The sequence below is a fragment of the Mycobacterium sp. genome (assembly GCF_044223235.1).
In the GTDB taxonomy this organism is placed as follows: Bacteria; Actinomycetota; Actinomycetes; order Mycobacteriales; family Mycobacteriaceae; genus Mycobacterium.
In genome coordinates, this window is record NZ_JBGAME010000004.1 from 279,650 (window position 1) to 304,001 (window position 24,352).

Here is a 24,352-nt window from a genome sequence, read left to right on the forward strand (position 1 = left end):
CCCCATTTCAGTCAGCGCGGCGGCTGCGGATGCGCCGCGTAGAACGCCAGGTGCGCACGGGCCGCGGCCTCCCACGTCATCGACGACGCGAGTGCCCTGCCCGCGTCCACCCGGCGGTTGCTGTCTCCGACAGCTGGAGTCTGATTGCCGTCTCCGACAGCGGGAGTCTGATTGCCGTCTCCGACAGCGGAAGTCCGATTGCCGTCTCCGACAGCGGAAACCATCGCGGCGGCGAGTCCTTCCGGATCCGACGCATAGCGCACGGTTTCGCCGAAGACCTCCCGCAGCACCGGAAGGTCGCGTGCGACGACGGGCCTGCCCGCGGCCAGCGCCTCCATCGCGGCCAGCCCGAACCCCTCCTTGGTCGACGGGAAGCCGAATACGTCGGCGGCGGCCACCAGGCTGGGCAGCTCGTCGTCCTCGATCGCGCCGAGGATCACCGGCGCGACATCGAGCCGCTCGCATCGGCGCTCGAACTCGGCCCGGTAGTCGCGATAGTCGAAAAGCGTTTCGCCCCCGGCGATCACCAGGTTGACGTCCGGAACCTGTTGCCGGAAGACCTGATACGCCTCGACGAGGTCGATGGTGCCCTTGCGCGGCTCGATTCCGCCTACGGCGAGTACATACCGGCCCAGCTGGTCGTGCCAGCGCTTGCGCGCGGCGGCAGCGGAATCCGAGGATGCGGCGATGAAGCGTTCGGCGCGAACCCCGTTGGGGATGACGGCGGGATGCAGGCCCCAGCCCGCGGTCACCTCGGCGGCCACGGCCGCCGACACACAGATCCGCGCGTACGGTTCGACGACCGCCTTTTCGTGACAATCCACCAGGATCGGGGTGGTGAACTGGTCGAGATGGTGAATGGTGCGGATGCAGGTACCGACGGCGTTGGCGCTGATGCAGTCCTGGGCGTGCACGATGTCGTAGGCCGCCGGCGTGAAATGGCGGCGCAGCATGTCGATCGACCGCACGATGCGGTCAGTGACCGACTCCTCGGGCCGGTCCGGGAAGTCCACAAGGCGCACCGCGACCCGCGGGTCCACCGCCCGGAAGAAGCCGCGGTCGCCGTGCCGCGCGAGCGACCAGACCGTGACGTCGGCGCCGCAGTCCGTAAGCGCTTCAGCCAGATTCAGCGTGTGCACCACACCGCCGCGGGGTTTGGTCGAGTAGGTGAGCAGCGCGATACGCACGTCAACGTCCCGTCGCGTGGGTGTGATAGGCCTCCAGCCGGAGTTCGGCCAGGTGGTTGAGAACCCTTCTGGCTCGGGCGATCTCGGCGTCGACGTCAATGTCGACCTTGGCCAGGCCGCCCTTGGATCGGGTGGTTGCCAGGATCTCTCCGCCGGGTCCCACCACCTTTGCCTGGCCGAGGAACCGGAGTGAGCCCATGATGCCGGTCTGGTTCGACGACACCACCACCACCTGGTTCTCCGCGGCGCGGGCGCAGTCGTACAGGTCGAACAGCCGGGACTGCCGGTCGGCGGGCAGCCGCGACGCGCGGTCGGTGACGCTGGCGGGCCACGCCGACAACGCCGCGATGATCTGTGCGCCGTCCAGCGCCAGCGCGCGGGCGGATTCGGGGAACGTCTTGTCGTAGTCGATGAGCATTCCGACGCGGCCGACTGGGGTGTCGAATGCGGTGAACGAGTTGCCCGCCAGGTAGGTCAGGCTCTCCCCGGCGGGTTGGTGCACCTTGCGATGCGTGCCGAGCACCCCGTCCCCCGATACGCAGATCGCCGAGTTGTACCGGCCGCCGCTGGCGGCGGCTTCGGCGTAGCCGACGCATACCGTCATCGGCCCGGCCGCGGTGATGACCGCACCGATCTCGGGGCCGTCGGGATCCAGCGCGGGCGGCGGATCCTCGGGGTCCGGCGACCGTAGATCGCCGATGTAGCCGCCGAGGCAGGCGTCGGGAAAGACCAAGAGCCGCACACCCTCCCGGGCGGCGGCCTCGATGATCCCGACGACTTTGCTGACACCCCGGTCCAGGTCCCTGCCGAAGTGCGCCGCGACCGCGGCCATGCTGATCGGCGCCAACTCATGCCCTCCCGAGACCGGTGACATGGGGTCTGAGCGCGTGCGTCACCGCACCGTCGGGCCAGCGCAGCCGCACGCCGGGTTGCGCAGTCAGGCGGCCGCAGACGTCGCTGACCACGCCGTGGGGCAGGGCCGCGGGGTGAGCGTCGGTGTCGTCGGGGTCGGGGTCGGCGGTGAGCATCCCGAAGCCCGGGAAACAGGTCAGCCACGCACCCATGTCCGCGCCGTCGGGCCGGGGAACGCGGGCCACGTCGAGTTCGGCGCCGGTGCCGCTCGCTTCGGCCATCATGCCGAGCGTTCCGACCACGCCTGCCATACTGACGTCCTTGGCGGCGCGGGGCCGCATCCGGGCGACCAGGCCCGCCATCCGGGTCAGCTCGTCGGTGCTGCGGCCGCTGGTGGAGTCCCACTGCCTGTCGTGGTAGCCGGGTCGCCATCCACCGCTGACATCGGTGGTGAGCCGGACCCGGTCACCCACGGCGGCGGCGCCGGGCACCGGGCGGGCGGCGCGTCCGAGGGCCGTGACCGACAGTGCGGCGGGCACCCCGAGCTGTGTGTGACCGCCCAGCACCGGGACGTTCCACGCCTGCGACGCCCGGGCGACGCCGCGCACGATGCGGGTCAGCAGCGAGCGTGACGGCGCGCCGACCGCGTCCAGCACTCCGATCGCGGACGCCCCCATGGCGGTCAGGTCGTTCATGTTGACCAGCACCGAGCACCACCCCGCCCACTCCGGATCGCGTTCGACCATGGACGGGATGATTGCATCACACGCCACGATGATGTCGCTGCCGGGCAGCGGCACGCCGTCGTCGCCGACGAAGCCTGCCGGTCCCAGCCCGCCTTGCACCGCCAGCAGCGGGTGCAGCGTGTCACCGAGGAAGGACTTGGTGGCCTGCGCGACCCGCTGAATCTGGTCCAGCGGCCAGCCCATCAGCGTGTGCGGCCTGCCCGCGACGTCGCGGGTACCCAACTCGTCCCAGCCCAGCGCGGTGAACATGGCCTGGTAGCGCTTCTGCACCGTCGCCTCGAAGCGCAGCACCCCTGCGGACTCGGCATGTGCGCAGGCGGCGCGGATCAGAGCGGGCCCGATCCCGCGAATCCGCGTTGCGGGGTCTGCGACCAGCCGGCTGCCGGTCCACCAGCCGATGTCGGGCGTGGTGCACGGCGCCAGCCGCACCCCGCCGAGGACGGTGCCGTCGGCGGCGACGGCGACGAGCACGACGGTGCGCGGATCGTCGTCGAGGTCGTCCCGGTCACCGTCGGGGAACAGGCCCTGGTCGACGACGAAGGCCTCCCGACGCAGCCGCCGGTACTGCCGGTGCTCGTCTGCGGTCTGCGCGGGGTGGATGAGGAATGGCGCCGCGGGCCGCGTGTGGGTCCGGCCACCCGCCAGGATCGACAGCTCGCCCGCGCGCATCGTGTCAGCTCTGTGCATCGCCGTCACCCGCCCAGGTTCTGCAGGACGCCGCACGCTCCGCACGCCGCGCAGCCGGCCTTCTGGTCGGTGCCCGCCATACCCGCAAGTCGCAACCGGATCGCCACCTCCCGGGACACCTTCTCGACGATCGCCGCATCCGGTGCCGCCGCAAAGTCGACCTCGACGGCCAGCGTCCCGGGGTGGGGCCGGAACGGGACGACGAACGGATATACCCCCATCTCGATCAATTCTGCTGCGCCCGTGACCAGTTCGTCGGGATCCTCACCCAGTCCGACCAACAGATAGGTCGACACCTGGTTTCGGCCGAACACCCGAACGGCCTCCGCCCACGCCGCCCGGTAATGCGCCATCGGCACGGTGGCCTTACCGGGCATCCACCGGCGGCGGACCTCGTCGTCGAGCGACTCGACGTGGATACCGATCGCATCGGCACCCGCCTCGCGCAGGTCGGTGAGCACCGCCAGATCGGCGGGCGGCTCACATTGGACCTGAATCGGAAGCACGGGTACGGCGGCCTTGACGGCACGCACACACCGGGCGAGATGCCGCCCGCCGCGGTCCGTCCCGGCCGAGGTACCGGTGGTCATCACCATCTGGGTCACCCCGTCGAGGCGCACCGCGGCCGCCGCCACCTCGGCGAGTTCTGCCGGGCGTTTCACCGCGGTGGTGGCACCCGAGCGCAGCGACTCCTCGATCGAGCAGAACCGGCAGCGCTGATCCTCTGCGTAGCGCACACAGGTCTGCACCACGGTTGTCGCCAGCACGCTGCGCCCGTGCAGCCGGGCGAGTTTCTCGTAGGGCACGCCCTCGGCCGTCGTCAGGTCGTAGAACTTCGGCCGGTTGATCACCTCGACGTCCAGACCGGTGTCGTGCCCGTCGTAGAGCACTCGGTCGCCATCGAATTCGAACGGGCTCAACGGGTTACGCGGGATGGCCGCGTCGAACCCGTCGATGACCAGATGGCCGTCGGCGCTCGGCCCCGCGCCCGCGGTGCGGGACAGCGGCGGACGCCCCCGAAAGCCAAGCAGGGCAAGGTCTACGCGGGTGGAAACTGATGGTGTCACGTTCATGCGCAGTGCTCCTCTGCCGTTCTCGCGTTGTCACAGGCGGATCGGAAGGTGCTGCGGCGAACCTTTCCGGCTTGGTTGCGCAGCGGGCTGCGCGTGGTCTCGATGCGGGATGGAAGGTCGGTGGCCGGCAGCAACGTGGCGGCCAGCGCGCGCACCGCGGCGGCGTCTGTTGAGCTCGTGCCGATGTCGATGACGGCGGCGACCTCACCGCAGGCGCAGCCGTAGACAACCGCGCCGCGGACGTCCGGGTGCGCCTCCAGCGCGTGTTCGACCCGCGACGGATAGACGGTGTGCCCAGCCGTGACGATCACGTCATCGGCGCGGTCCACGACGGTGAGGTAGCCGTCCTCGTCCAGGAGGCCGACGTCGCCGAGGGTGTCCCAGCCGTCGTCGGTGCGCCGGCTGATGGCCCCGAGGTAGCGGTAGGCCGGCCGCTGCCCGCGGCGCATCCAGATCTGGCCGACCTCGTTGCGGTCGGCGTCCAAACCATCCGGCCGCAGGATACGGATCTCGGTGTCTCCGATGGGTTTCCCGACACTGCCGGGCTTGGCCAGCGATTCCGTCCCGGTGATCATCGTCAGCCCGTTGGATTCGCTGCCCGCGTACACCTCGACCACCCGCTCTGCGCCCAGCCAGTCGATCAAGGCACGTTTGTCGGCCACCGAGCACGGCGCACCCAGGTGCAGCACCGACGCCAGCGAATCCACCCGCGGCAGCTCCGGCATCCCGAGCAGCCGGCGAATACTGCTGGGCGACAACAGTGTCCAGGTCACCTCGTGGTGCGCAACCAGGCCTGCGAACCGGTGCTCGTCGAACCCATCGGTGAGCACCAGGCGGTGCCCGGTGAGCAGACCGCGGAACGCGTAGGTGAACGACGCCGAATGCCACAGCGGTGCGGTCACCAGCTGAACCGCCCGCTGCGGCAGGAACGGCGCCACCGGCCGGCGCGGGTCGATCAGCGCGGGGGCAATGGCGGTGACGATCTTCGGTACGCCCGTGCTGCCCGACGACGCGGGTGCCTTCCAACTCGCGGCCCACGTGTCGGGAAGCTCGGCGCCGGGTGCCTGCGGTTCGAATCCCGAAGGCAGCCAGGGGATGGACGGCTCGGCCGGGCGGTCGCCGATTGCCAGGGCCGGACGGGCCAGCCGTTCGAGGGCGGCCCGTTCGACGCCGGCCATTGCCGGTGACAGCGGCATCGGAGTCGCGCCGGCCTTCCAGATCGCCGCACAAGCGGCGACGAACTCGATGCCGTTGGGCAGTGACACCGCGACGAGGTCGTCGCGGTGCACGCCTCGAGCCAGATACTCCCGGGCGAGCGCGTTGCTGCGCGTATCGAGTTCCCGCGCGGTCATCGACCGTTCCTCGTGGTCGGCGACGACGACGACCTCATCGGGGGTGTCTGCCGCCCGCGAGCCGATCACCCGCGAAAACGATTGCTGCCCGGTCATATCCGGTCCTAGTGCCCGACTGCCAGTCGCAGTACCGAATCGTGGTAGCTGCTGATGATCGTCGCGGCGATATGGCGCGCGTCGCGGTCGATGCCGAGGAACCGACCCGAGCCCCAGGTGTGCATCCACGGCAGCCCGACGAAGCTCAGCCCGGCGACACCCGTGATACCCCGGTTCTGCATGGGCCGTCCACCGCCGTCGAAGGCGCTGGCTTCGATCCAGCGGTAGTCCGGCCGGTACCCGATCGCCCAGATGATGCTGGTGACGCCCTCGGCGGCCAGGTCCAGCGAGGTGGGGTCGGCGTCGGGTGCCCACACGGGGGCATACCGCGACGCCGGGGGCGCGGTGACGCCCTCGCGGTCGATGTACGCGTCGATGTCGGCGCAGATCGAGTTGTAGACCGAATCGGCGAAGTCCAGCGCCGCCGTCAGGGTCGGCTCGAACCGCAGGGTGGCGTCCTTGCCGTCGGCGAGCGTGCCGTAGAGCCGCATACCCTCCGACGCGAACTGGCGCAGATCCACGTCCCGCCCGCCGTCCCGCCCGGTGACGTAATGGTTGGTCTTCTCGATGGCGGCCTTGCCGCCCGGGTATTCGGCTGCCGCCTTCTCGTAGAGGCCCATATCTGACAGCCAGGTCATGCAGTCGCGGCCGCGGTAGAACCGTGCGACGCGCGGCGCGTTACCGACCGCCAGGTGCACCTGTCGCCCGGCGAGGTGCAGATCTTCGGCGATCTGGGCGCCGGACTGGCCGCTGCCGACCACCAGTACCGCACCTTCGGGCAACTGGTCGGCGTTGCGGTACTGCTCCGAATGGACTTGGGCGACCGAGGAATCCAGCGACGCGGCCCAGGGTGGCAGCACGGGAAGCGGGTAGCCTCCTGTGGCGACGACGGCGTGGTCGCAGGTCAGGTTCTCCTCCCCGGCCGGTGTGCGCAGGGTCAGTTCGAAGCCGCCATCGCGGGCGGGGCGCAGCCGGGTCACCCTGGTGTGGGTGCGAACGGGTGCGTCGAAGGTGTCAAGCCAGCCCGACAGCCACTCGACCACCTCGTCGCGGGTCATGAACCCGTCCGGGTCGGGACCGTCGTAGGAGTACCCGGGCAATTGGCAATGCCAGTTCGGGGTGACCAGCGTGAAGTTATCCCACCGGCTGTCGGCCCAGGCGTGCACCGGCGTCCGGGCTTCCAGCACGACGTGGTCGATACCGGCCTTGCTCAGATACCAGCTGACCGAATGGCCCGCCTGTCCGCCGCCGATGATGGCGACCGGGATGTGTGTGCTCATGATCGGTCCAATTCGGGGTGCATCGCGGTGATCTCGATCAGCGCGTTCGAGGGATATCTGTTGGCGGCGTCGGTGATCCGCTCTGTGGTTTCGGCGGCCGATGTGCAGGCGAACCCGTACTTGGCGCGGACGCGCTCGCTGGCCTCGGACAGCGCGCGGGTGGATCGTTCGACGAAGTCGGCGACGGTGTAGCTGGTCCCGGCGCTGAGGTGGTCGTGCATCACCAGACTTGGTGAGTAGCAACGCTGCTCGACCCCATCGGGCCAGCGCACGTGGAAGGTCATCTCAGGCATGAGCCAGATCCCGCCATTTTGCGGTCTCGACCGAGTCGGCGTCGGTCAGCGGGCCGTAGACGTCGGGCCTGCGGTCGCGCAGGTGGAACATGCCGGCCCGCATGGCGCGGAAGGTGTCGTCCAGGTCGACCTCGGCGACGGCCATCCCGCTGCCGAGAAGTGTTGTCGCCAAGATATTTCCGCCTGGATCGACGACCTTTGCGTTGCCGACGTAGCGCAGCGAGCCGAAGGTGCCGCTCTGGTTGGACGCGACCCAGAACACCTGGTTGTCCAGGGCCCGTGCCATGTCGAACAGATTGAAGCGGTAGGTCCACCGGTCGTCCTGAAGATTCTCCGCGGCGGCGGTGCGCGCAGCGGGCCATGCCGACAGGCTTGCGATGATCTGCGCCCCGTTCAGCGCCATGATGCGGGCCGCCTCCGGGAACGCCTTGTCATAGCAGATCTGCAGGCCCACCCGGCCGACGGGAGTGTCGAACACCCCGTAGGACGACCCCGCCGAGTACGACATCCCCTCGCCGAGCGGCTGATGCACCTTGCGGTAGGTGCCGTAGATCTGGCTGCCGTCGAGCACCGCCGCCGTGTTGTAGCGCGTCTCCCCGTCGTCGGCCAGCTCGCAGAATCCGACGGCGATCACCAAGTCACCGATGATCTCCTGTACCTTGGCGATCTCCGGGCCGTCGAGCCTGATCGCCGGCGGCAGTGATTTCTTCGTATTCTTCACGGTGTCGCCGTGATTGCCCAACGAGGACAGATATCCGCCGATGGCGGCTTCCGGCAGGGCCATGAAATCAACGCCCTTTGCGCGCGCCTCTTCGGTCAGCGAGGCGATCAGTGCGTAGTTCTGTTCGAGGTCCCTGGTGAAGTTGGCCGAGACCGCGGCGATTGTTGTCATTCTCAATCCTCAAGTGTCAGAACAGGTCTGCCGGAAGCCAGGCCGGCTAGACCATGTAGGTGGAGTTGATGATCGCGCCCTTGCGCGCATAGTGGATAAGGGCATCCTGGACGTCGAGCGGATGGGCGGGGATCACTCCCTCGATCAGGTCCTCTTCCCTGGCCCCGTGCAGGGCCAGGCCGAACCGGCAGCAGAACACCGTTCCGCCTTCGGAGATGAAGGTCGCCAGCGCGTCGTTGATGTTCTGCTCACCGGGGAAACCGGAGTCGCCGGTCTTCGGGAAACCGCGGGTGGCAAGGCAGTTGATGGCGCCGGGCCCGTAGAAATAGATCGCGGATTCGAAGCCCTTGCGCAGTGCCCGGGTGGCCTGCAGCACGGCGACGAAGGCCACCGAGGATTCGTGGGCGATGCCGTGAACGAGCGTGAAGTAGCTCTCGCCGTTCTCGGCCTGGTAGTCGGGGAAGATCTTGGTGCCGCCGTAAATGTTCGATCCCTTTGGCAACGAGGGATGCGGGATCTCGGCGAGCGAGGTCTTGATGTTCTCGGCGATCGAGTCGTCAAAAGTCATGGGGCTCTCCCTATTTCATGGCTCATGCGGTTCGCGTGGCGATGGTGCCCGCGGGCCGAGTTGGATTTTCGGCTGCTTCGATTACAGGCCGCGCGTGTTGCCCAGTGGTTAGCGCTGGAATACAAATGAGTTACCCGTCGCTCACGCGCGAAACGGAACCGTAATAGGGGAGATTGAAGCGGGCGGCGCTCAGCGCAGTCCGGCGAGCAGCGCGCGCACACCCACTTGCCAGCGCTGATCGACGACGTCCGCGCAGGTTCCCAGGAAGCGGCCCGCTTCCTGTACCGCCAAACCCTGTACCAGCGCGAGCAATACGTGCGCGATGTCGGTGGGATCGCCGGTCAGTTGGCCGCGATCGATGCAGTGTTGGATCCGGCCGATGAACACCTCACGCACGGCCGCCCCAGCGGCGAGCTCGTCCGGCCCGGGCTCGAAGTCGGCGAAGGGGCGGGAGAACATCACCTGGGCCAGTTTCGGGGACGAGAGGCAGAACCGGCGGAACACCGGAACGAGACGTTCCAGGTCGACCAGCGGATCGCCGGTGGGCGAAACGTTGGCCAGGTCGTCGCCGAGCATCCGGAATCCCTGGAAGAAGACGGCCCGGAGCAGCCCGGCCTTGTCGTCGAACAACTCGTATACGGCGGGGACCGATGTGCCTGCACGCTCGGCCACGCGCCGGGTGGTGAAGCGCGCGAAGCCCTCCTCGGACAGGGTGGTGATCGCGACGTGAAGCAGCCGGTCGCGCAGCTCGGGCGTGCGTTGCTTCGCCCTCGGCACCGGTGACCCGCTCAGCCGAGCGTGAACTCGGTGGCCAGCCCGTCGATGCCGGCCCGGATCGCCGCGAGGGCGCCTTCGCGCGCTTTGAGCTTGCTGGCCAGGTGCGCGCCCGCGTTGAGCGTGGATGCCGCTTCGGCGGCCACCTGCTGGGCGCGGGTCACGACGTCGGGTGCGTCGACGATCTCGTCCAGCCAGCCTGCACTGAGCGCATCCTGGCCGGAGAACGTGGCGGCCATCGACACGGCACGCTGAAACGCCGCTGGCGTCAGGCGCATCCGCATGATCTCGATGGCCGAGATCGGGATCGTCATTCCGATCGCGACCTCGTTGGCCTGGCAGCGCGTCTTCGGCTGGCCCACCCGATGGTCGCCGGTCAGCAGCAGGAATGAACCCATGGCGATGGCGGGTCCGGTGGCGGCCATGACGACGGGGCCGGGAAACGTCAGCGTCCGCACCGCCAGCCGGAAACCGCCCGCCAGCATCGCCAGCGCGGCCTCGGCGCCTCCCGACTGAAAGACCGCCAGGTCGAAGCCTGCGCTGAAGACGCGACCGTTGCCCGCGATGACGACCGCCTTGGCCCGACCCTCAAGGACGTCCTGTTCGGCACGGTCGAGCGCGTCGTTGATCGTCTGCTGCATCGCGGGGCCCAGCACGTTCACCTTGCCGTCGTCGAGGGTGATGGTGGCGACGGAGCCGTCGAACCGGTAGTCCACATTGCTGGCGGTGCTGGTCATCGAATCTCCTCGCGGCCGGTGAAGACGGATTCCAGACCGATGTTACGTAACGACGTTACGAAAGCCGAAATCCAGGTCAGCCCGCTCCGCCGGTCCGGATCAGCGCGGCGAGTTCCTCCCGGTCGGAGATGTCGAGCTTGATGCATGCGCGGTATAGGTGGCCCTCCACCGTCCGAACCGAAACGGTCAGGCGGTCGGCGATCTCGCGGTTGCTCAGCCCGGCTGCGACCAGGTTGGCGATCTCGCGCTCACGCACCGTCAACGGCAGCGGATGAGACGCGAGATCCAGTGCGGGCGTTCGGATTCCACCGCACTGGGCGGCCAACCGGTTGGCCGTCGCGGCGGCCTCCACGCTGTGGCGCCGGTCGTCTGCGGCCTCGAAGGCCACCGCGGCCTGTGCGGCCGCGTCGGCCGCGGACAGCAGCGCGCCCATGTCCTCATAGCGTTGTGCGGCGGCCAGGATCGCCTCGGCGTCCCGGTCCCGTACGGCCTGTGCGTGAGCGGCATGGGCCGCGGCCAGCCGGCCACCGGTAGCGGTGGCCACCTCCACCAGCCGGTCCAGGGCCGTCTGGTCGCCGAACCGTACGGCGTCGTGCAGTGCCACCATCTCGACCGACCGCTGGCCGCCGTCCTTGGCCTGGTCCGCGGCCTTCAGTGCGAGATCGATCGCGGCGCTGACGTTTCCTTCCGCCGCAGCGAGCCATGACTCGGCGATCTTGAGCTGCGGTCCGAATACGGCGACGTGACGGCCATAGCGGGTCCTGACCTCGGCCATCATCTTCGCGCCGGGTTCGGCGCGGCCGAGCGCGCAGTACGCCTGCGCGAGCAGCAGCCGCGCAGGGAAGCTCCAGGACGCTGCCGACTCGGACGTGAGGGCGGCGACCGTCTGCTCCATCCGCGACACCGTGTCGGCGAAGTTGCCGCGCGCCAGGCCGACCGTTCCCGCAAGCACGTTCGCCATGCCCCACGCCAGGTACTGGCCGGCCGAGGTGATACTGATCATGTCAGTGGATCGTCTTGTCGCTGCGTCGAATTCACCGACGATCGTCAGCGCCTTGATCTCACCGAACGCGGCGAGGTAGCGCAGCAGGCCGTCCACCTTCTGCTCGACCCGGCGGCTGCGTTCTGCCACCGCGATGGCCTCGTCGGTCCTGCCCATCATCGCCAGTGCCAGTCCGCCGCCGAACGCCGCCCATACCGCCGCTACCGGTTGTGCATCGGCGCTCGCCAGTACGGGTTCGGACAGTGCCACGGCCTCGTCGAGCTGATTCTCGAAGGTCCGCGAAGCCGAGGCGACCCCGTCGAGCAGCTGCTTGATGGGCTCGTAAGTGACCCGCTTGCGCAGCAGTTCCAATACCTCGTCGGCGCTCTCGGCATCGCCCATCGACCAATGCAGGTTGGCAATCCGCGCCAAACCCCAACGCGCCAAGTCGACTTCGTCCATATCGTCGGGATCGAACGAGCTCAACGTCTCCTCGGCCTCGGCGGCCTTCCCCTGCCACAACAGCGAACGGGCCAGGAGTTCGCTGGCCACCAGCCCGCCACCGCGGTTCACCGCGGCACGGGCCAGCCGTTCGCCGAGCGTGACGTTCGTCAGCGCGATGGCGTCGCGTGCGGCGGTGACCAGCAGCTCGAGCTCGGGCGACTGGTCGCTGTCCAGGGTCAACTCCGCCAGCCGGATCTGGGCGCCGGGACCGCGCAGTGGCCTGCCGTGCAGGGCGCGCACGACCTCACCGCGCAGCCGTCGCGCCGCTGCCATTCCCAGCCGCCTCCGGATCACCTCGCCGAACAGGGGATGGTTGAACCGCACCTCGATGCCGTTCTGCTCCTCGACGACCCGCACCAGGCCACGGTTCTCGGCCTCCTCAACAGCGTCCGTACCGACGACGTCGGAGAGGGTGTCGAGGTCCAGCGGTTCGCAGAACGTCAGCAGCCGCAATGTGTGCAGCACGTCGTCGGGCAGTTGATCGACCCTGGAATCCAGTAGGGAGGCCAACTCGGAGGTGACGGCGGTGCGGCCCCGCAGCTGCCAGACCCCGCGAACCTGTCGAAGGGTGCCTGCTTCGATCGCGCCTTCCACCAGGTGCCGCACGAACAACGCGTTACCGCCGGAGGCCTCCCACATCAGGTCGGCGCTCAGACCCTCGACCCGCCCGCCCAGTGCCTCTTCGATCAGCGAGACACACTGTGACTTGGTGAACGGGGTCAGGTGCAGCCGCTGCAGGTAGCCGTCCTTCCACAGCGAAGTGATCGCGTCTGGCACCATTTCGCCGGCGCGCACCGTGGCGACGATGCGTACCGAACCGTCGATGGCGAGCTGATGCAGAAGCGTAGCCGAGAGTTGGTCCAGCAAATGCGCATCATCGACACCGATGACCGAATGGCCTTCGGTAAGAATGGTTTCCCTTGCCGCTGACAGGAAAGCCACAGGGTCGCGCGACGTCGCGCTGCCGACGAGGTGAGCAAACACCCCTAGTGGGATGCTGCGCGCCGACTCCGTGCCGGCCACCCACCGCACTTTCGAAGGAAGCGATTGCGTGACCAGGCGAGCGAGCGTTGTTTTGCCAACCCCCGCATCCCCGATCAATACGATGCCGCATACCCCGGTCTGATCTACCAGCGCGCTGTGGATGGTCGTGTACTCGTTGTCGCGACGAACCACCGGCCAATTCTGGGCCATGACCTGGGACTTTACCCCCTTTGCCGGAAAGCGCATAACCCGCATCAACGTCGCTGGTCGAGGTGCGCGAGTTCCTATGACGCCATGGCTGTTTCGGTTTCGGGCGGGGCAGTTCCCGCCGGGGCAGCCGACCGTTGCACTACGCCAATCATCCTGTCGGGCACCATAATTGCGGCTTTACGAGCAGGTCGCCGGCTCGGTATCGCTAGGATGCCGCCGCCGTAAGCACCTCACGCGAGCCCCGATTCCGCATCGGACCATCACGCCGAGCTGTGGGTACCAGCCGTTCGCCCCGCGCCAGCCAGTCGGGGTCGGCCCACACCACGCGCGCCGGCAGCCGGCGCCAATAGTGCGGGTGCGCGCGCAGATACATCTCGACGCTGGCGTGTACCGCCGCGTCCTCGGGCGGTCTGCGAAGCGAAATCGCGGGAACGCTGCCTGCCAGCGCATCGCGGTCGGTCGGAACGGGTGCGGGCCAGCAACCGCCGTCGCGCAGCGCTGCACCGGCCTGCAGGGCACCGTCCAGCACCCAGTCCAGCGCGATGTCGGCGAGCGGCCTGCACGCCCCCCGCGCCCCGGTGACATCGCGGTGAGTGCCGCGAAACCACGCTGCGGCGATCCCGTCACCCGCCTGGGTGATCAGGCGGTCGGGTAGCGGGCCACCGTCGATCCCGATGGCATGCCTTCCGGCGCGGACGTTGGTGAGCGACTCCGTCGCCGCCCGCGTCCGGAGCTGGCCTGCCATCCTCGTGGCGTCCCACAGGCCGAGATAGCGCACACTGACCGCGGTCTCCCGGTGACCCGCCAGACGCGCCGCGAGGTGCTGCACCCGGTCCCAGTCCCGACGGGTGCGGTGGGTGCGCGGCAACACGTACGTCGCGAGTGCATAGTCGAGCAGGTACCCCGACCGGTCGGCCATCACGCCGACGGTGCCGAGTAGCCGGGACAGCTCCAGCCCGCAGGACGCGGCGGCGCCCGTGCCGAAGATGTAGATCGCGTCGCCGCGCCGCCAGTGATCGACCAGGAACCGATAGGCCTCGGCGATCGCGGCGCGCGCGTCGTTGACCGCCCGCCCGCGCAGCGCCGTGCGGTCCGACGCCGAGGGCGCCGACGATGCCGCGCCGCAGGGACCGTGCCAGACGATCTGCCGGTCCGTCTCGCCGAGCAGACGCGTCAGCGTCACGGCGTTGGTGGTCTCAGGGCTGGTCTCAGACGACCCAGGCTGACTGAGCGTCGAGTCGAAACACAGCACGATGTTCTTCACAACTGGCCCCCGGCTGACAAATTTGACGAAGTTGGCTAGTACCTCCCGAGTTTGCCCGGCGAATCGCGTCGTGTCATGAGTACTGCACTACTCGAATTAGGAACTTGCTGGGTGCTTGCCAACGCAAGCTACTCGGACACCCGCAGCCCCGAATCGTCCAGCGATCGCATCCGGTCGTTGATTAGGTCATTTAACAGCGGTTTTCTGAGCGAAGGTGGGGCGGAAGACGCCGAAACCTCAGCCACCCATCAGCATGCGCCATTGGTCGAGGTTGGCGGCGCGGTAGACGTAATTCGTGCGCCGAACGTCGGAAAGCGGGGCACTCGGGGCGGTGGAGTACCAGTGGCCAGGGAATACGGTGGGGTTGCTGGGTAGTTTCGCCAACGCCTGAAGGCTGCGGAACATGTCGTCGACGTTGCCGCCGGGGAAGTCGGTCCTGCCGCACCCTTCGAGGAACAGCGTGTCACCAGCGACGAGGCGGCCGTCGAGAAGGAAGCACTGGCTGCCCGGGGTGTGGCCGGGTGTATGCAGGAGTTCGACGTCGACGGCTCCCGCACTGATCCTGTCGCCGTTCCCGTGCGGGGTGAGCTCGCTGGGCGCGATGCCGGTGACGCGTGAAACCCAATCGGCTTCAAGGGCATTGACGTGCACGGGAACACTCACCCGGTCGAGCAGTTCGGCGAGACCCTTCAACTCGAAACCCAACATCGAGCCGCCCACGTGGTCGGGGTGGTGGTGGGTCACCAGCACGCCCGCCAGGTGCAGCCCGTCGGCTTCCAGAGCGTCGACGAGATCGCCCGCGGCGTAGGCGGGATCGACGACGAGGCAGTCGCCGGTCTGGCGATCGCCGATCAGGTACGCGAAATTGCGCATCTGGACGGCGATCGGGTCGCCGGCGGCAAAGTCGCGGCCGGACAGCAACTGGCGGAAATAGAGGCGGTCGTCGGTGCTGGCCATGCGTCCAGAGTATTGAGTGCATCGGGACAGGTGTCGCGATCAGGGTCGAGGCGACATCCAGCGGCGGGATCTGTGCCGTGGATCGACATGCCCATCGATCCACGGTGACCTGCGGTTTGGTGACCTCGCGGGGCAGGCTGTACCCTCTTTAAGGCCCACCGCACGGTTCGCCTGCGCGCGTGTTCGTGCAGTGGGACGGCGAGGCCCCCTTAGCTCAGTCGGTAGAGCGTTTCCATGGTAAGGAAAAGGTCAACGGTTCGATTCCGTTAGGGGGCTCGGTGTACACCGGGCCGAGCCGAGCGACGGGCGATGCTCAGCCCGGGCAAGGCGCCGGGCATGGCGGTGTAGCTCAGCTGGTTAGAGCGCACGACTCATAATCGTGAGGTCGGGGGATCGAGCCCCCCCACCGCTACAGATCGAAACACTCAGATGGAAAGAGGACGACCGACGTGGCCGCCAAGAGTACCGATGTCCGGCCGAAGATCACTTTGGCCTGTGAGGTGTGCAAGCACCGCAACTACATCACCAAGAAGAACCGCCGCAACGATCCTGACCGGCTGGAGCTGAAGAAGTTCTGCCCCAACTGCGGCACCCACCGTGCGCACAAGGAATCGCGGTAGATCAGCGGACCCGTCGCGGGTTGCTGAGACTGACTAGGTAGGTTCTGGGTTCGTGTCGCTGAGTTCCAATATCGTCGGGATGCACTACCGCCACCCCGAGCACTACACCGTCGGGCGCGAGAAGATTCGCGAATACGCGACCGCGGTCAAGAACGACGACCTGGCGTTCTTCGACGAGCAGGCCGCCGCCGAGCTGGGCCATGACGCACTGGTCGCGCCGCTGACCTTCATTTCGGTGTTCGGCTATCAGGCGCAGTCGGCCTTCTTCGCCGACGCCAACATCGGCATCACCGACTCTCAGATCGTCCAGGTCGACCAGGTGCTGAAGTTCATGGCACCTATCAAGGCCGGGGACACGCTGCACTGTGACGTCATCGTCGATTCGGTGCGTCAGGCGCACGGCACGGACATCATCGTGACCAAGAACATCATCACGAACGACGCCGGTGACGTCGTCCAGGAGTCGTACACGACCCTGGCGGGCCGTTCCGGCGATGGGGAAGAGGGATTTTCTGATGGCGCTGCGTGACTTCAGTTCGGTCAGGGTGGGCGACGAGCTCCCCGAGAAGGTGATTCCGCTGACGCGGCAGGACCTGGTGAACTACGCGGGGGTGTCCGGCGATCTCAACCCGATCCACTGGGACGATGAGATCGCCCAGCAGGTTGGACTGGACACCGCGATCGCGCACGGCATGTTGACGATGGGGCTGGGTGGCGGCTACGTCACCTCCTGGGTCGGTGACCCGGCCGCGGTCACCGAGTACAACGTTCGGTTCACCGCGGTGGTGCCGGTACCCAACGACGGTAAGGGCGCCGAGATCGTGTTCAACGGCCGCGTCAAGTCGGTAGAACCCGAGACCAAGTTGGTGACGATCGCGCTGTCGGCGACCACCGGCGGCAAGAAGATCTTCGGTCGCGCGGTGGCGACCGCGAAGCTGGCGTGACCGATGGCGCTCAAGACTGACATCCGAGGGATGGTCTGGAAGTACCCCGATTCGTTCGTGGTGGGTCGTGAGCAGCTGCGCGCCTATGCCAGGGCCGTCAAGGCCGAGGACGCCGCCAGCTTTGACGAGGACGCGGCGGCCGAGCTCGGCTACGACGCGATCATCGCGCCCCCGACGTTCGTCGCGATCTTCGCGTTGCTGATCCAGCAACACTTCTTCCAGAACGTGGACGTCGGCATGGAAACCATGCAGATCATCCAGGTGGACCAGAAATTCGTGTACCACAAACCCATCAAGGCCGGCGATACGCTGCATGGCGCCATGCACGTCCACTCGGTGGACGAGCGGTTCGGCGCCGACATCGTCGTCACCCGCAACGTGTGCACCAACCAGGACGGCGAGGTCGTGCTGGAAGCGTTCACCACGATGATGGGCCACGAGGGCGACAATTCGGTCTCGGTCAAGTGGGATCCGGAGACCGGCCAGGTCATGCGTAAGGCGGCAGGCGAGTAGTCCATCGATCACCCGTGCGGTGTATGTCACGGGTATCGCGCGGGTATCTCGTCGGAGGCGGATTGGTAACCGACTGAGGATTAGTAACTGACTCATAGGCCGATGTACACTCGGTCCTCGGGGTTTTCCCACTACAGCGCGCTGTCCGTCGGCTCTGATCGACCGAACGGGGAGCGCGCGAATTGTGTGAGCCCCGGTACGCAGGCGGGTTGGCTGGCCAACCCCGAAGGGGCGTAGCTCAACTGGCAGAGCAGCGGTCTCCAAAACCGCAGGTTGCAGGTTCAAGTCCTGTCGCCCCTGCTCCAACTGAATACTCGACAAGTGTGGACACTGGAAGGTGAACCCACACACCAGACGACCAGACGTAGGGAGCATGCGGTGAGCGACGAGCGCGAAGGTGCCGGCTCCGCAGCCGACGCCGTCGACACCGACGCCGACGGCGAAACCCGCGGTCAGACGGCGGTGGTGACCCGGCCGGTGCGGCCGACCGGTAAGCGGTCGCGGCGCGGTGTGGTCAGCGACGCCGTGGAGCCGGACTCCGATGAGGTAACCGACGCCAAACCCCCCAAGGACGGTGCGGGGACCACGCCAAAGACCGCCAAGGACGGCAAGGGACCGAAGAAGCGGGTGCCCAACCCGTTCGCGTTCATCTGGACCTACATCCAGCAGGTCATTGCCGAACTGCGCAAGGTCATCTGGCCGAACCGCAAGCAGATGGTCAACTACACCGTGGTGGTGCTGGTCTTCCTGGCCTTCATGGTGACTTTGATCGGCCTCGTCGACCTTGGCCTGGCCAAGCTCGTCATGCTGGTGTTCGGGTGATCCGGGGACGACGAGCAGGATTGTGAGAGAGGACGACTACCGTGACTAGCTTCGAAGGCGAATCGCCTTCGGCTGACGTTGTCGACGTCGACACCGAAGCCGCCGAGTCGGCGACATCGGTCAGCGTCGACGAGACCTTCACCGGCGATATGACTGTGGATACCGATACGGCTGACGTCGTCGCTGCAGACGCCGATGCCGTCGCCGAAGACGATGATGTCGACCCCGCCGTCGCCCTCAAGAACGATCTGCGCTCCCGGCCGGGTGACTGGTACGTCATCCACTCGTACGCAGGCTACGAGAACAAGGTGAAGGCCAACCTCGAAACCCGTGTGCAGAACCTCGATGTCGGGGACTACATCTTCCAGGTGGAGGTGCCCACCGAAGAGGTCACCGAGATCAAGAACGGCCAGCGTAAGCAGGTCAACCGCAAGGTGTTGCCGGGCTACATCCTGGTCCGGATGGACCTCACCGACGAGTCATGGTCCGCCGTCCGCAACACTCCCGGTGTCACCGGGTTCGTCGGTGCGACGTCCAAGCCGTCGCCGCTGTCGCTCGACGACGTGGTGAAGTTCCTACTGCCCCAGGGCCAGCCGAAGAAGCCCGGCAAGGCCGCTGCGACCGCCGCCGCGGCGTCGGAGACCGGTGGCATCGAGCGGACACCGATCGAGGTCGATTTCGAGGTGGGCGAGTCCGTCACCGTCATGGATGGCCCGTTCGCGACGTTGCCGGCCTCGATCAGCGAGGTCAACGCCGAGCAGCAGAAGCTCAAGGTGCTGGTGTCCATCTTCGGCCGCGAAACACCTGTTGAACTGACCTTCACCCAGGTCTCCAAGATCTAGATCACCCGGGCACCTGCCCTCAAGAAAGGAACACCACACCCCCATGGCCCCGAAGAAGAAAAAGGTCACCGGGCTGATCAAGCTGCAGATCCAGGCTGGGCAGGCCAACCCCGCCCCGCCGGTCGGTCCGGCGCTCGGCCAGCACGGCGTCAATATCATGGAATTCTGCAAGGCGTACAACGCCGCGACGGAGAGCCAGCGCGGCAACGTTATCCCTGTGGAGATCACCGTCTACGAGGATCGCAGCTTCACCTTCCAGCTGAAGACCCCGCCTGCCGCCCGGCTGCTGCTCAAGGCGGCCGGCATCCAGAAGGGTTCCGGCGAGCCCCACAAGACCAAGGTCGCCAAGGTCAGCTGGGACCAGGTGCGCGAGATCGCCGAGACCAAGAAGGAAGACCTCAACGCCAACGACATCGACGCCGCGGCGAAGATCATCGCGGGCACGGCCAGGTCCATGGGGATCACAGTCGAGTAGCTTGCGGATCGACCAGACGACAGTCGAGTAGCTTGCGGATCGACCAGACGACAGTCGAGTAGCTTGCGGATCGACCAGACGACAGTCGAGTAGCTTGCGGATCGACCAGACAACAGTCGAGTAGTAGCAACACACGAAATTCCGTGGGAGGGCCAGCTGCGGCCCGGACTGAACCACAACTCTGAACAGGAGATACAGATGAGCAAGGACAGCAAGGCGTACCGCGAAGCGGCCGAGAAGGTCGACAAGACCCGCCTGTACAGCCCGCTCGAGGCGGCCAAACTCGCCAAGGAGACGTCCTCGAAGAAGCAGGACGCGACGGTGGAGGTCGCGATTCGCCTCGGGGTCGATCCTCGCAAGGCTGACCAGATGGTGCGCGGCACCGTGAACCTGCCGCACGGAACCGGCAAGACCGCGCGGGTGGCCGTGTTCGCTGTCGGCGACAAGGCCGAGGAGGCCGTCGCGGCGGGTGCCGACGTCGTCGGAAGCGACGACCTGATCGAGAAGATCCAGGGCGGTTTCCTGGATTTCGATGCGGCGATCGCGACACCGGACCAGATGGCCAAGGTGGGGCGCATCGCCCGCATCCTCGGACCGCGCGGTTTGATGCCCAACCCGAAGACGGGCACCGTCACCCCGGACGTCACCAAGGCGGTCCAGGACATCAAGGGCGGCAAGATCAATTTCCGTGTCGACAAGCAGGCCAACCTGCACTTCGTGATCGGCAAGGCGTCGTTCGACGAGACCAAGCTGGCCGAGAACTACGGTGCTGCGCTGGATGAGATCCTGCGGGCCAAGCCGTCGGCGTCGAAGGGCCGCTACCTGAAGAAGGTAACCGTCTCCACGACGACGGGCCCGGGGATCCCGGTCGACCCGGCAGTGACCCGCAACTTCACGGAGGCGTAGGCGCCAGCCGGAGCCGACCATGGGCACGGAGGCGTAGGCGCGGAGGAGAAGGCCGGAGGCCGGATCCGACCGACCGTAGCGACGGAGCCGACCGACCGTAGCGCATAAGCACAAAAGCACCCGGATAACGGGTGCCTTTTGTGTTTTGGCGTCGCGGTGACGAGATTCAGTCGCCGCCGTCCGCTACGGCCTGACCCCGGCGCAGAACACTCGTGACGAGCAGTCGGCGAGAAGCCGAATCGGCCTGTCCTGTGCGGAGATCCACGCCGCTTCCCCGCGGGAGAGCGTGAATTTGCGATGGCTGTCGCGAATGGTCACTGACCCGTTGGTGCACAGGAAGATGTGCGGCCCGTCCTCATGCTCCAAAGCCGTTACCTCGCGGCCGACATAATCGGGGCCAAGAGACCACACCGAGACCCGGAACTCCTCCACCGGCGGGGTGTACACAACACATGGACCGTCGCGATCGATGGCCGGCCGCAACCGCTCCTCTGTGATCGGCGCGAAGTCCAGAACGCGGAGAAGTTCGGTCAGGTCGACATGCTTGGATGTGAGCCCGCCGCGTAGGACGTTGTCCGAATTGGCCATCACCTCGACAGCCACGCCGCGCAGGTAGGCGTGAAGGTTTCCGGCGGGGAGGAACAGTGCTTCGCCTGGTTGCAGCGTGATGCGGTTGAGCAACAGGGCGGCAAGGACACCCGGATCGCCGGGATAGAGCTCAGCGAGTTCCAGGATCGTCTTCGCCTCTGGGGCGAACATGACGCCCCTCAATTCGAGATAGCGCTTCGCGCCGGTGGTGAGCGCCGAGATCATGCGGTCGACAACATGCTGCGGTTGATTCATCCACCTGGTGAAAAGCGCACGTACGCCGTCGGATTCGTTCGGCGCATTCAGCTCTTCGGCGTCCGCAAGGCTCCTGACCCCGAAGGCCTGGAGGAGCCTGCGAGTGTCCGGCATGGGGCGGAAGCCGGCGAGCGCATCGAACGCTTCGAGTGCGACGACGATCTCGGGTTTGTGCCGGGCATCGCGATAGTTCCGGTGGGGAGCCGAGACGGGCAGGTTGTCGCGTTCCTCGCGCTCAAATCCCTCGGCGGCCTGCGCGGAGTTCGGGTGCGCCTGGAGCGACAGTGGCTGATCCGCCGCGATGACCTTCATCAGGAATGGCAGCTCAGGCCCGAATTGTCCCACGACTCGGGTGCCGAGATGGGTTTGTGGATCGTCCTGCAAGAGCTCCAGCAGTGAATGACTCCCGGTAGGCGACACCAGAAACGCAGGATCGCCTGGATGGGCACCCAGCCACAGCTCAGCCTCCGGCTGCTCGCTGGGTGCCGGCCGGTTCATAAGGCCTGCGATCGCCGTGCGCGATCCCCATGCGTACTGGCGGACCGCGCCGCGTAGCAGATCCATGTCAGGCCCGTGTCTGCCCGGCCCCAGCAGCGTCGATATCCTGCGCGAGCTTGCGCAGGACAGGCCCGTACTTGGGATGCGACAGTGCGAAGGCGAACTGAGCGACGAGATAGTCGGCGGGATTCCCGGTGTCATACCAATTGCCTTGAATCACCTGGCCGTACACCGCACGCTCCTTGGCATAGGCGTTGATCGCATCGGTCAGATAGATCTCGCCCGTCTTGTGCTCGTTCCAGCGTGCGGTCTGCTCGCGCAGTTCGTCGACGACGCCTGGCGTCACCACGTATCCACCGATGGCGGCGTATGCCGAAGGCGCGTCTTCGGTCTTGGGCTTCTCGACGAGCCCGGTGATACGCAGCAGACCGTCATCCAGATCCTCCTTGACGATCGGGACGCCATAGCGCTGCGAGTGCTCCGGCGCCATCGGCATCAAGGCGAGGACCGGGCACGATGTCTTTTCGTATGCGCGGATGAGCTGTTGCGCCCGCGGGACTTCCGCGACGAACACGTCGTCGGGCCAGAGCACCAGCACCGGCTCGTCACCGAAGGATCGGGCGGCGTTCAGCACCGGCGTCCCGTTGCCGTAGGGGCCGTGCTGATCGAGATAGGTGATGTGGCCGAGGTGGGAGAGTTCGCCGACCTCCTCCACCGCGTCGGCGTAAGCGGTCTTGCCTGCGGCGCGCAGCTGCTCGACCAGAGCCGGGTTGGGCCGGAAGTGTTCTTGGATCAACGATTTTCCGCCGGACACCACGATGGTGATGTCAGTGATTCCTGACATCACCAGTTCGCGGACGGTGTGCTCGATGACGGGCTTGTCGCCAACCGGCAGCATCTCCTTGGGGATGGCTTTGGTCAGCGGCAGCAGGCGGGAGCCGATGCCGGCCGCTGGGATTACGGCCTTACGGATAGTGCGCATGTGTGTACCTCCTGGATCGGCGCAATCAGTATCAAATGTCGCTGGAATAACGAATGCCGTGGTCGGGCAATTGGACTCCTGGCCAGACCCGCGCGCCGCGCAAGAGTTCGCACCTGGCCCCGACGTGCGCCCCATCGCCAATCACGCCGTCGCGAATCAACGCCCGAGGGCCAATGTGGGCTCCGAACCCGACGATCGACCGCTCGATCGTCGAACCGGCATCGATCCGTGCGCCGTCGAACACGACGGCACCGTCGAGGCGGACACCAGGGCCAATCTCGGCGCCGCGGCCAACGACTGTGCCACCGATGAGGACGGCTCCCGGCGCAACGGAAGCGCCTTCCTGAACCAGGGATTCACCGCGATGCCCGTCAAGTGCAGGAGAGCTGACCAGCCCGCGCACCAGATCGGCGGATCCGCGCACGAAATCATCAGGGGTGCCCATATCACGCCAGTACGTGGCGTCGACGTATCCGCACACCTTCAGCCCGTCGGCCAGTAGCCCTGGGAAGACCTCCCGTTCGACCGACACCTCGCGACCCCGGGGGATCCGGTCGATGACAGATCGCTTGAAGACGTAGCAGCCGGCATTGATCTGATCGGTCGGCGGATCCTGCGTCTTCTCGAGGAAGGCCTGGACGACCCCCGATTCATCGGTAGGCACGCAGCCGAAGGCCCGCGGATCCCCGACCCGCACCAGATGCAGTGTCACGTCGGCTTCCGTCCGAAGATGGGCGGCCGTCAACTCGCGCAGGTCGACACCGGAGAGCACATCGCCGTTGAAGATGATGGCCGTGTCGTGCCGCAGCTTGTCGGCGACGTTGGCAATGCCGCCGCCGGTGCCGAGCGCCTGCTCTTCAAAGACGTAGTCGATCTGCAGGCCCAGTTTGGACCCGTCTCCGAACTCGGCCTCGAAAACAGCCGCGCGGTAGGACGTGCCCAACACCACGTGTTCGATGCCGGCTGCGGCGATCTTCGACAACAGATGGGTCAGAAAGGGCAGCCCGGCCGTCGGCAACATCGGCTTGGGCAGCGACATCGTGAGCGGTCGCAGCCGGGTTCCCATCCCCCCGACAAGCACGACGGCGTCGGCTTGCACCTTCGCAGGCGATGAGCTCACTGCGTTGCTCATGTCGAAATCCCTTCACCCTACGACCGTCGGATTGATACACGCGATTGGGCGCGCAACTGCGGCAGTGCACTCGAACCCGCTTCGACCGTGACCGTTCCATCGTCCAGTGCATCGGCCCCGAGCACGACCTGAAGCAGAAACTCCTTCGTTACAAGAGAATTGCCCGTGCACTGGGTCGAGGCGATCGGAGGTCGTCGAGCCGAACCCCCTCCGCATCCATCTTTCCTTTGCTATTGACGCCTTCAACGCTCCCGATGCCTCTGCTGTTCATCTCGTGTGCGATCGGGGCTATAGCGATAGTAGATGTATATCATCGGTCAATGGAACTATCTATCTG

At 66.7% G+C, this 24,352-nt stretch carries 25 protein-coding genes and 3 tRNA genes; 11 read left to right on the top strand and 17 right to left on the bottom strand.

What is annotated here, in order from left to right:
* Nucleotides 1-11: 11 nt before the first annotated feature.
* The 14 genes from ADBZ6K_RS08940 to ADBZ6K_RS09005 form a co-directional block, all read right to left on the bottom strand.
* Nucleotides 12-1,187 carry an MSMEG_0565 family glycosyltransferase gene (locus tag ADBZ6K_RS08940; RefSeq protein ID WP_526345620.1) on the bottom strand — a complete coding sequence of 392 codons (1,176 nt, stop codon included), beginning with the start codon at nt 1,185-1,187 and terminating at the stop codon, nt 12-14.
* A gap of 1 nt (nt 1,188) precedes the next feature.
* Nucleotides 1,189-2,019, bottom strand: a complete 831-nt coding sequence (locus tag ADBZ6K_RS08945; RefSeq protein ID WP_526345867.1) for a carbon-nitrogen hydrolase family protein — start codon at nt 2,017-2,019, stop codon at nt 1,189-1,191.
* Between the two features lie 16 nt (nt 2,020-2,035).
* Nucleotides 2,036-3,472, bottom strand: a complete 1,437-nt coding sequence (locus ADBZ6K_RS08950) for an MSMEG_0567/sll0787 family protein (protein ID WP_526345622.1) — start codon at nt 3,470-3,472, stop codon at nt 2,036-2,038.
* Between the two features lie 5 nt (nt 3,473-3,477).
* Nucleotides 3,478-4,545, bottom strand: coding sequence for an MSMEG_0568 family radical SAM protein (locus ADBZ6K_RS08955; protein ID WP_526345624.1), 1,068 nt, complete (start codon nt 4,543-4,545; stop codon nt 3,478-3,480).
* Nucleotides 4,542-5,993: an AMP-binding protein gene (locus ADBZ6K_RS08960; protein WP_526345626.1), complete on the bottom strand. Its 1,452-nt coding sequence runs from the start codon at nt 5,991-5,993 to the stop codon at nt 4,542-4,544. Before ADBZ6K_RS08960 ends, ADBZ6K_RS08955 begins: the two co-directional genes overlap by 4 nt.
* Before the next feature lie 8 nt (nt 5,994-6,001).
* Nucleotides 6,002-7,273, bottom strand: coding sequence for an MSMEG_0569 family flavin-dependent oxidoreductase (locus tag ADBZ6K_RS08965; RefSeq protein ID WP_526345628.1), 1,272 nt, complete (start codon nt 7,271-7,273; stop codon nt 6,002-6,004).
* Entirely contained in the window at nt 7,270-7,566 is a 297-nt protein-coding gene (locus tag ADBZ6K_RS08970) for an MSMEG_0570 family nitrogen starvation response protein (RefSeq protein WP_526345630.1), read from the bottom strand. The genes ADBZ6K_RS08965 and ADBZ6K_RS08970 overlap by 4 nt, the downstream gene beginning before the upstream one ends.
* The gene (locus tag ADBZ6K_RS08975; protein WP_526345632.1) at nt 7,559-8,458 is read right to left on the bottom strand and encodes a carbon-nitrogen hydrolase family protein; all 900 of its coding nucleotides are present in this window, start codon (nt 8,456-8,458) and stop codon (nt 7,559-7,561) included. Before ADBZ6K_RS08975 ends, ADBZ6K_RS08970 begins: the two co-directional genes overlap by 8 nt.
* 46 nt (nt 8,459-8,504) lie before the next feature.
* Entirely contained in the window at nt 8,505-9,026 is a 522-nt protein-coding gene (locus ADBZ6K_RS08980; protein WP_526345634.1) for an MSMEG_0572/Sll0783 family nitrogen starvation response protein, read from the bottom strand.
* A 189-nt stretch (nt 9,027-9,215) separates the two neighbouring features.
* Complete coding sequence (locus tag ADBZ6K_RS08985; protein WP_526345636.1) at nt 9,216-9,803, bottom strand: TetR/AcrR family transcriptional regulator; 588 nt, start codon at nt 9,801-9,803, stop codon at nt 9,216-9,218.
* Between the two features lie 11 nt (nt 9,804-9,814).
* Nucleotides 9,815-10,537, bottom strand: coding sequence for a crotonase/enoyl-CoA hydratase family protein (locus ADBZ6K_RS08990; protein WP_526345638.1), 723 nt, complete (start codon nt 10,535-10,537; stop codon nt 9,815-9,817).
* 76 nt (nt 10,538-10,613) lie between these two features.
* Entirely contained in the window at nt 10,614-13,217 is a 2,604-nt protein-coding gene (locus ADBZ6K_RS08995) for a LuxR C-terminal-related transcriptional regulator (protein ID WP_526345640.1), read from the bottom strand.
* A gap of 205 nt (nt 13,218-13,422) precedes the next feature.
* A complete protein-coding gene (locus tag ADBZ6K_RS09000) occupies nt 13,423-14,481 on the bottom strand; it encodes a phospholipase effector Tle1 domain-containing protein (protein ID WP_526345642.1) in 1,059 nt (352 codons plus the stop codon).
* Nucleotides 14,482-14,718: 237 nt separating this feature from the next.
* Complete coding sequence (locus ADBZ6K_RS09005) at nt 14,719-15,438, bottom strand: MBL fold metallo-hydrolase (RefSeq protein ID WP_526345644.1); 720 nt, start codon at nt 15,436-15,438, stop codon at nt 14,719-14,721.
* 203 nt (nt 15,439-15,641) lie between these two features.
* On the opposite strand from ADBZ6K_RS09005, the gene ADBZ6K_RS09010 reads away from it, so the two are divergent.
* From ADBZ6K_RS09010 to rplA, 11 genes are all read left to right on the top strand, one after another.
* Nucleotides 15,642-15,714: transfer RNA gene (locus tag ADBZ6K_RS09010), tRNA-Thr, on the top strand.
* Nucleotides 15,715-15,776: 62 nt separating this feature from the next.
* Nucleotides 15,777-15,850, top strand: a tRNA-Met gene (locus ADBZ6K_RS09015).
* Between the two features lie 37 nt (nt 15,851-15,887).
* On the top strand, nt 15,888-16,058 hold the full coding sequence (rpmG, locus tag ADBZ6K_RS09020; RefSeq protein WP_526345646.1) for a 50S ribosomal protein L33: 171 nt from the start codon (nt 15,888-15,890) through the stop codon (nt 16,056-16,058).
* Nucleotides 16,059-16,110: 52 nt separating this feature from the next.
* Nucleotides 16,111-16,587 (top strand): (3R)-hydroxyacyl-ACP dehydratase subunit HadA, encoded by a 477-nt coding sequence (gene hadA, locus ADBZ6K_RS09025; RefSeq protein ID WP_526345648.1) that lies wholly within the window; start codon nt 16,111-16,113, stop codon nt 16,585-16,587.
* A complete protein-coding gene (gene hadB / locus ADBZ6K_RS09030; protein ID WP_526345650.1) occupies nt 16,574-17,002 on the top strand; it encodes a (3R)-hydroxyacyl-ACP dehydratase subunit HadB in 429 nt (142 codons plus the stop codon). The genes hadA and hadB overlap by 14 nt, the downstream gene beginning before the upstream one ends.
* A gap of 3 nt (nt 17,003-17,005) precedes the next feature.
* Nucleotides 17,006-17,515 (top strand): (3R)-hydroxyacyl-ACP dehydratase subunit HadC, encoded by a 510-nt coding sequence (hadC, locus tag ADBZ6K_RS09035; protein ID WP_526345652.1) that lies wholly within the window; start codon nt 17,006-17,008, stop codon nt 17,513-17,515.
* A 227-nt stretch (nt 17,516-17,742) separates the two neighbouring features.
* Nucleotides 17,743-17,815, top strand: a tRNA-Trp gene (locus ADBZ6K_RS09040).
* A gap of 78 nt (nt 17,816-17,893) precedes the next feature.
* Nucleotides 17,894-18,337 (top strand): preprotein translocase subunit SecE, encoded by a 444-nt coding sequence (gene secE, locus ADBZ6K_RS09045; RefSeq protein WP_526345654.1) that lies wholly within the window; start codon nt 17,894-17,896, stop codon nt 18,335-18,337.
* Nucleotides 18,338-18,486: 149 nt separating this feature from the next.
* Nucleotides 18,487-19,179: a transcription termination/antitermination protein NusG gene (gene nusG, locus ADBZ6K_RS09050; RefSeq protein ID WP_526345869.1), complete on the top strand. Its 693-nt coding sequence runs from the start codon at nt 18,487-18,489 to the stop codon at nt 19,177-19,179.
* Nucleotides 19,180-19,222: 43 nt separating this feature from the next.
* A complete protein-coding gene (rplK, locus tag ADBZ6K_RS09055) occupies nt 19,223-19,654 on the top strand; it encodes a 50S ribosomal protein L11 (RefSeq protein WP_526345656.1) in 432 nt (143 codons plus the stop codon).
* Nucleotides 19,655-19,852: 198 nt separating this feature from the next.
* A complete protein-coding gene (gene rplA / locus ADBZ6K_RS09060; RefSeq protein ID WP_526345658.1) occupies nt 19,853-20,560 on the top strand; it encodes a 50S ribosomal protein L1 in 708 nt (235 codons plus the stop codon).
* Between the two features lie 183 nt (nt 20,561-20,743).
* Here rplA and manA read toward each other — a convergent pair whose 3' ends face one another.
* From manA to manB, 3 genes are read right to left on the bottom strand one after another with little or no spacing between them, the layout of a single operon-like run.
* Nucleotides 20,744-21,967, bottom strand: a complete 1,224-nt coding sequence (gene manA, locus ADBZ6K_RS09065; RefSeq protein ID WP_526345871.1) for a mannose-6-phosphate isomerase, class I — start codon at nt 21,965-21,967, stop codon at nt 20,744-20,746.
* A 1-nt stretch (nt 21,968) separates the two neighbouring features.
* Nucleotides 21,969-22,883: a UTP--glucose-1-phosphate uridylyltransferase gene (locus tag ADBZ6K_RS09070; protein WP_526345660.1), complete on the bottom strand. Its 915-nt coding sequence runs from the start codon at nt 22,881-22,883 to the stop codon at nt 21,969-21,971.
* A gap of 31 nt (nt 22,884-22,914) precedes the next feature.
* Nucleotides 22,915-24,015, bottom strand: coding sequence for a mannose-1-phosphate guanylyltransferase ManB (gene manB / locus ADBZ6K_RS09075; RefSeq protein WP_526345662.1), 1,101 nt, complete (start codon nt 24,013-24,015; stop codon nt 22,915-22,917).
* Between the last annotated feature and the right edge of the window lie 337 nt (nt 24,016-24,352).

Coding starts and splice junctions, on each gene's coding strand:
- ADBZ6K_RS08980 (WP_526345634.1), bottom strand. CDS start 9,026: ATGACTTTTGACGACTCGATCGCCGAGAACATCAAGACCTCGCTCGCC.
- manB (WP_526345662.1), bottom strand. CDS start 24,015: ATGAGCAACGCAGTGAGCTCATCGCCTGCGAAGGTGCAAGCCGACGCC.
- ADBZ6K_RS08945 (WP_526345867.1), bottom strand. CDS start 2,019: ATGGCCGCGGTCGCGGCGCACTTCGGCAGGGACCTGGACCGGGGTGTC.
- ADBZ6K_RS08960 (WP_526345626.1), bottom strand. CDS start 5,993: ATGACCGGGCAGCAATCGTTTTCGCGGGTGATCGGCTCGCGGGCGGCA.
- hadC (WP_526345652.1), top strand. CDS start 17,006: ATGGCGCTCAAGACTGACATCCGAGGGATGGTCTGGAAGTACCCCGAT.
- ADBZ6K_RS08965 (WP_526345628.1), bottom strand. CDS start 7,273: ATGAGCACACACATCCCGGTCGCCATCATCGGCGGCGGACAGGCGGGC.
- hadB (WP_526345650.1), top strand. CDS start 16,574: ATGGCGCTGCGTGACTTCAGTTCGGTCAGGGTGGGCGACGAGCTCCCC.
- rplK (WP_526345656.1), top strand. CDS start 19,223: ATGGCCCCGAAGAAGAAAAAGGTCACCGGGCTGATCAAGCTGCAGATC.
- manA (WP_526345871.1), bottom strand. CDS start 21,967: ATGGATCTGCTACGCGGCGCGGTCCGCCAGTACGCATGGGGATCGCGC.
- ADBZ6K_RS08955 (WP_526345624.1), bottom strand. CDS start 4,545: ATGAACGTGACACCATCAGTTTCCACCCGCGTAGACCTTGCCCTGCTT.
- nusG (WP_526345869.1), top strand. CDS start 18,487: ATGACTGTGGATACCGATACGGCTGACGTCGTCGCTGCAGACGCCGAT.
- ADBZ6K_RS08970 (WP_526345630.1), bottom strand. CDS start 7,566: ATGCCTGAGATGACCTTCCACGTGCGCTGGCCCGATGGGGTCGAGCAG.
- ADBZ6K_RS08975 (WP_526345632.1), bottom strand. CDS start 8,458: ATGACAACAATCGCCGCGGTCTCGGCCAACTTCACCAGGGACCTCGAA.
- rplA (WP_526345658.1), top strand. CDS start 19,853: ATGAGCAAGGACAGCAAGGCGTACCGCGAAGCGGCCGAGAAGGTCGAC.
- ADBZ6K_RS08950 (WP_526345622.1), bottom strand. CDS start 3,472: ATGCACAGAGCTGACACGATGCGCGCGGGCGAGCTGTCGATCCTGGCG.
- ADBZ6K_RS08990 (WP_526345638.1), bottom strand. CDS start 10,537: ATGACCAGCACCGCCAGCAATGTGGACTACCGGTTCGACGGCTCCGTC.
- ADBZ6K_RS09005 (WP_526345644.1), bottom strand. CDS start 15,438: ATGGCCAGCACCGACGACCGCCTCTATTTCCGCCAGTTGCTGTCCGGC.
- ADBZ6K_RS08995 (WP_526345640.1), bottom strand. CDS start 13,217: ATGGCCCAGAATTGGCCGGTGGTTCGTCGCGACAACGAGTACACGACC.
- ADBZ6K_RS09070 (WP_526345660.1), bottom strand. CDS start 22,883: ATGCGCACTATCCGTAAGGCCGTAATCCCAGCGGCCGGCATCGGCTCC.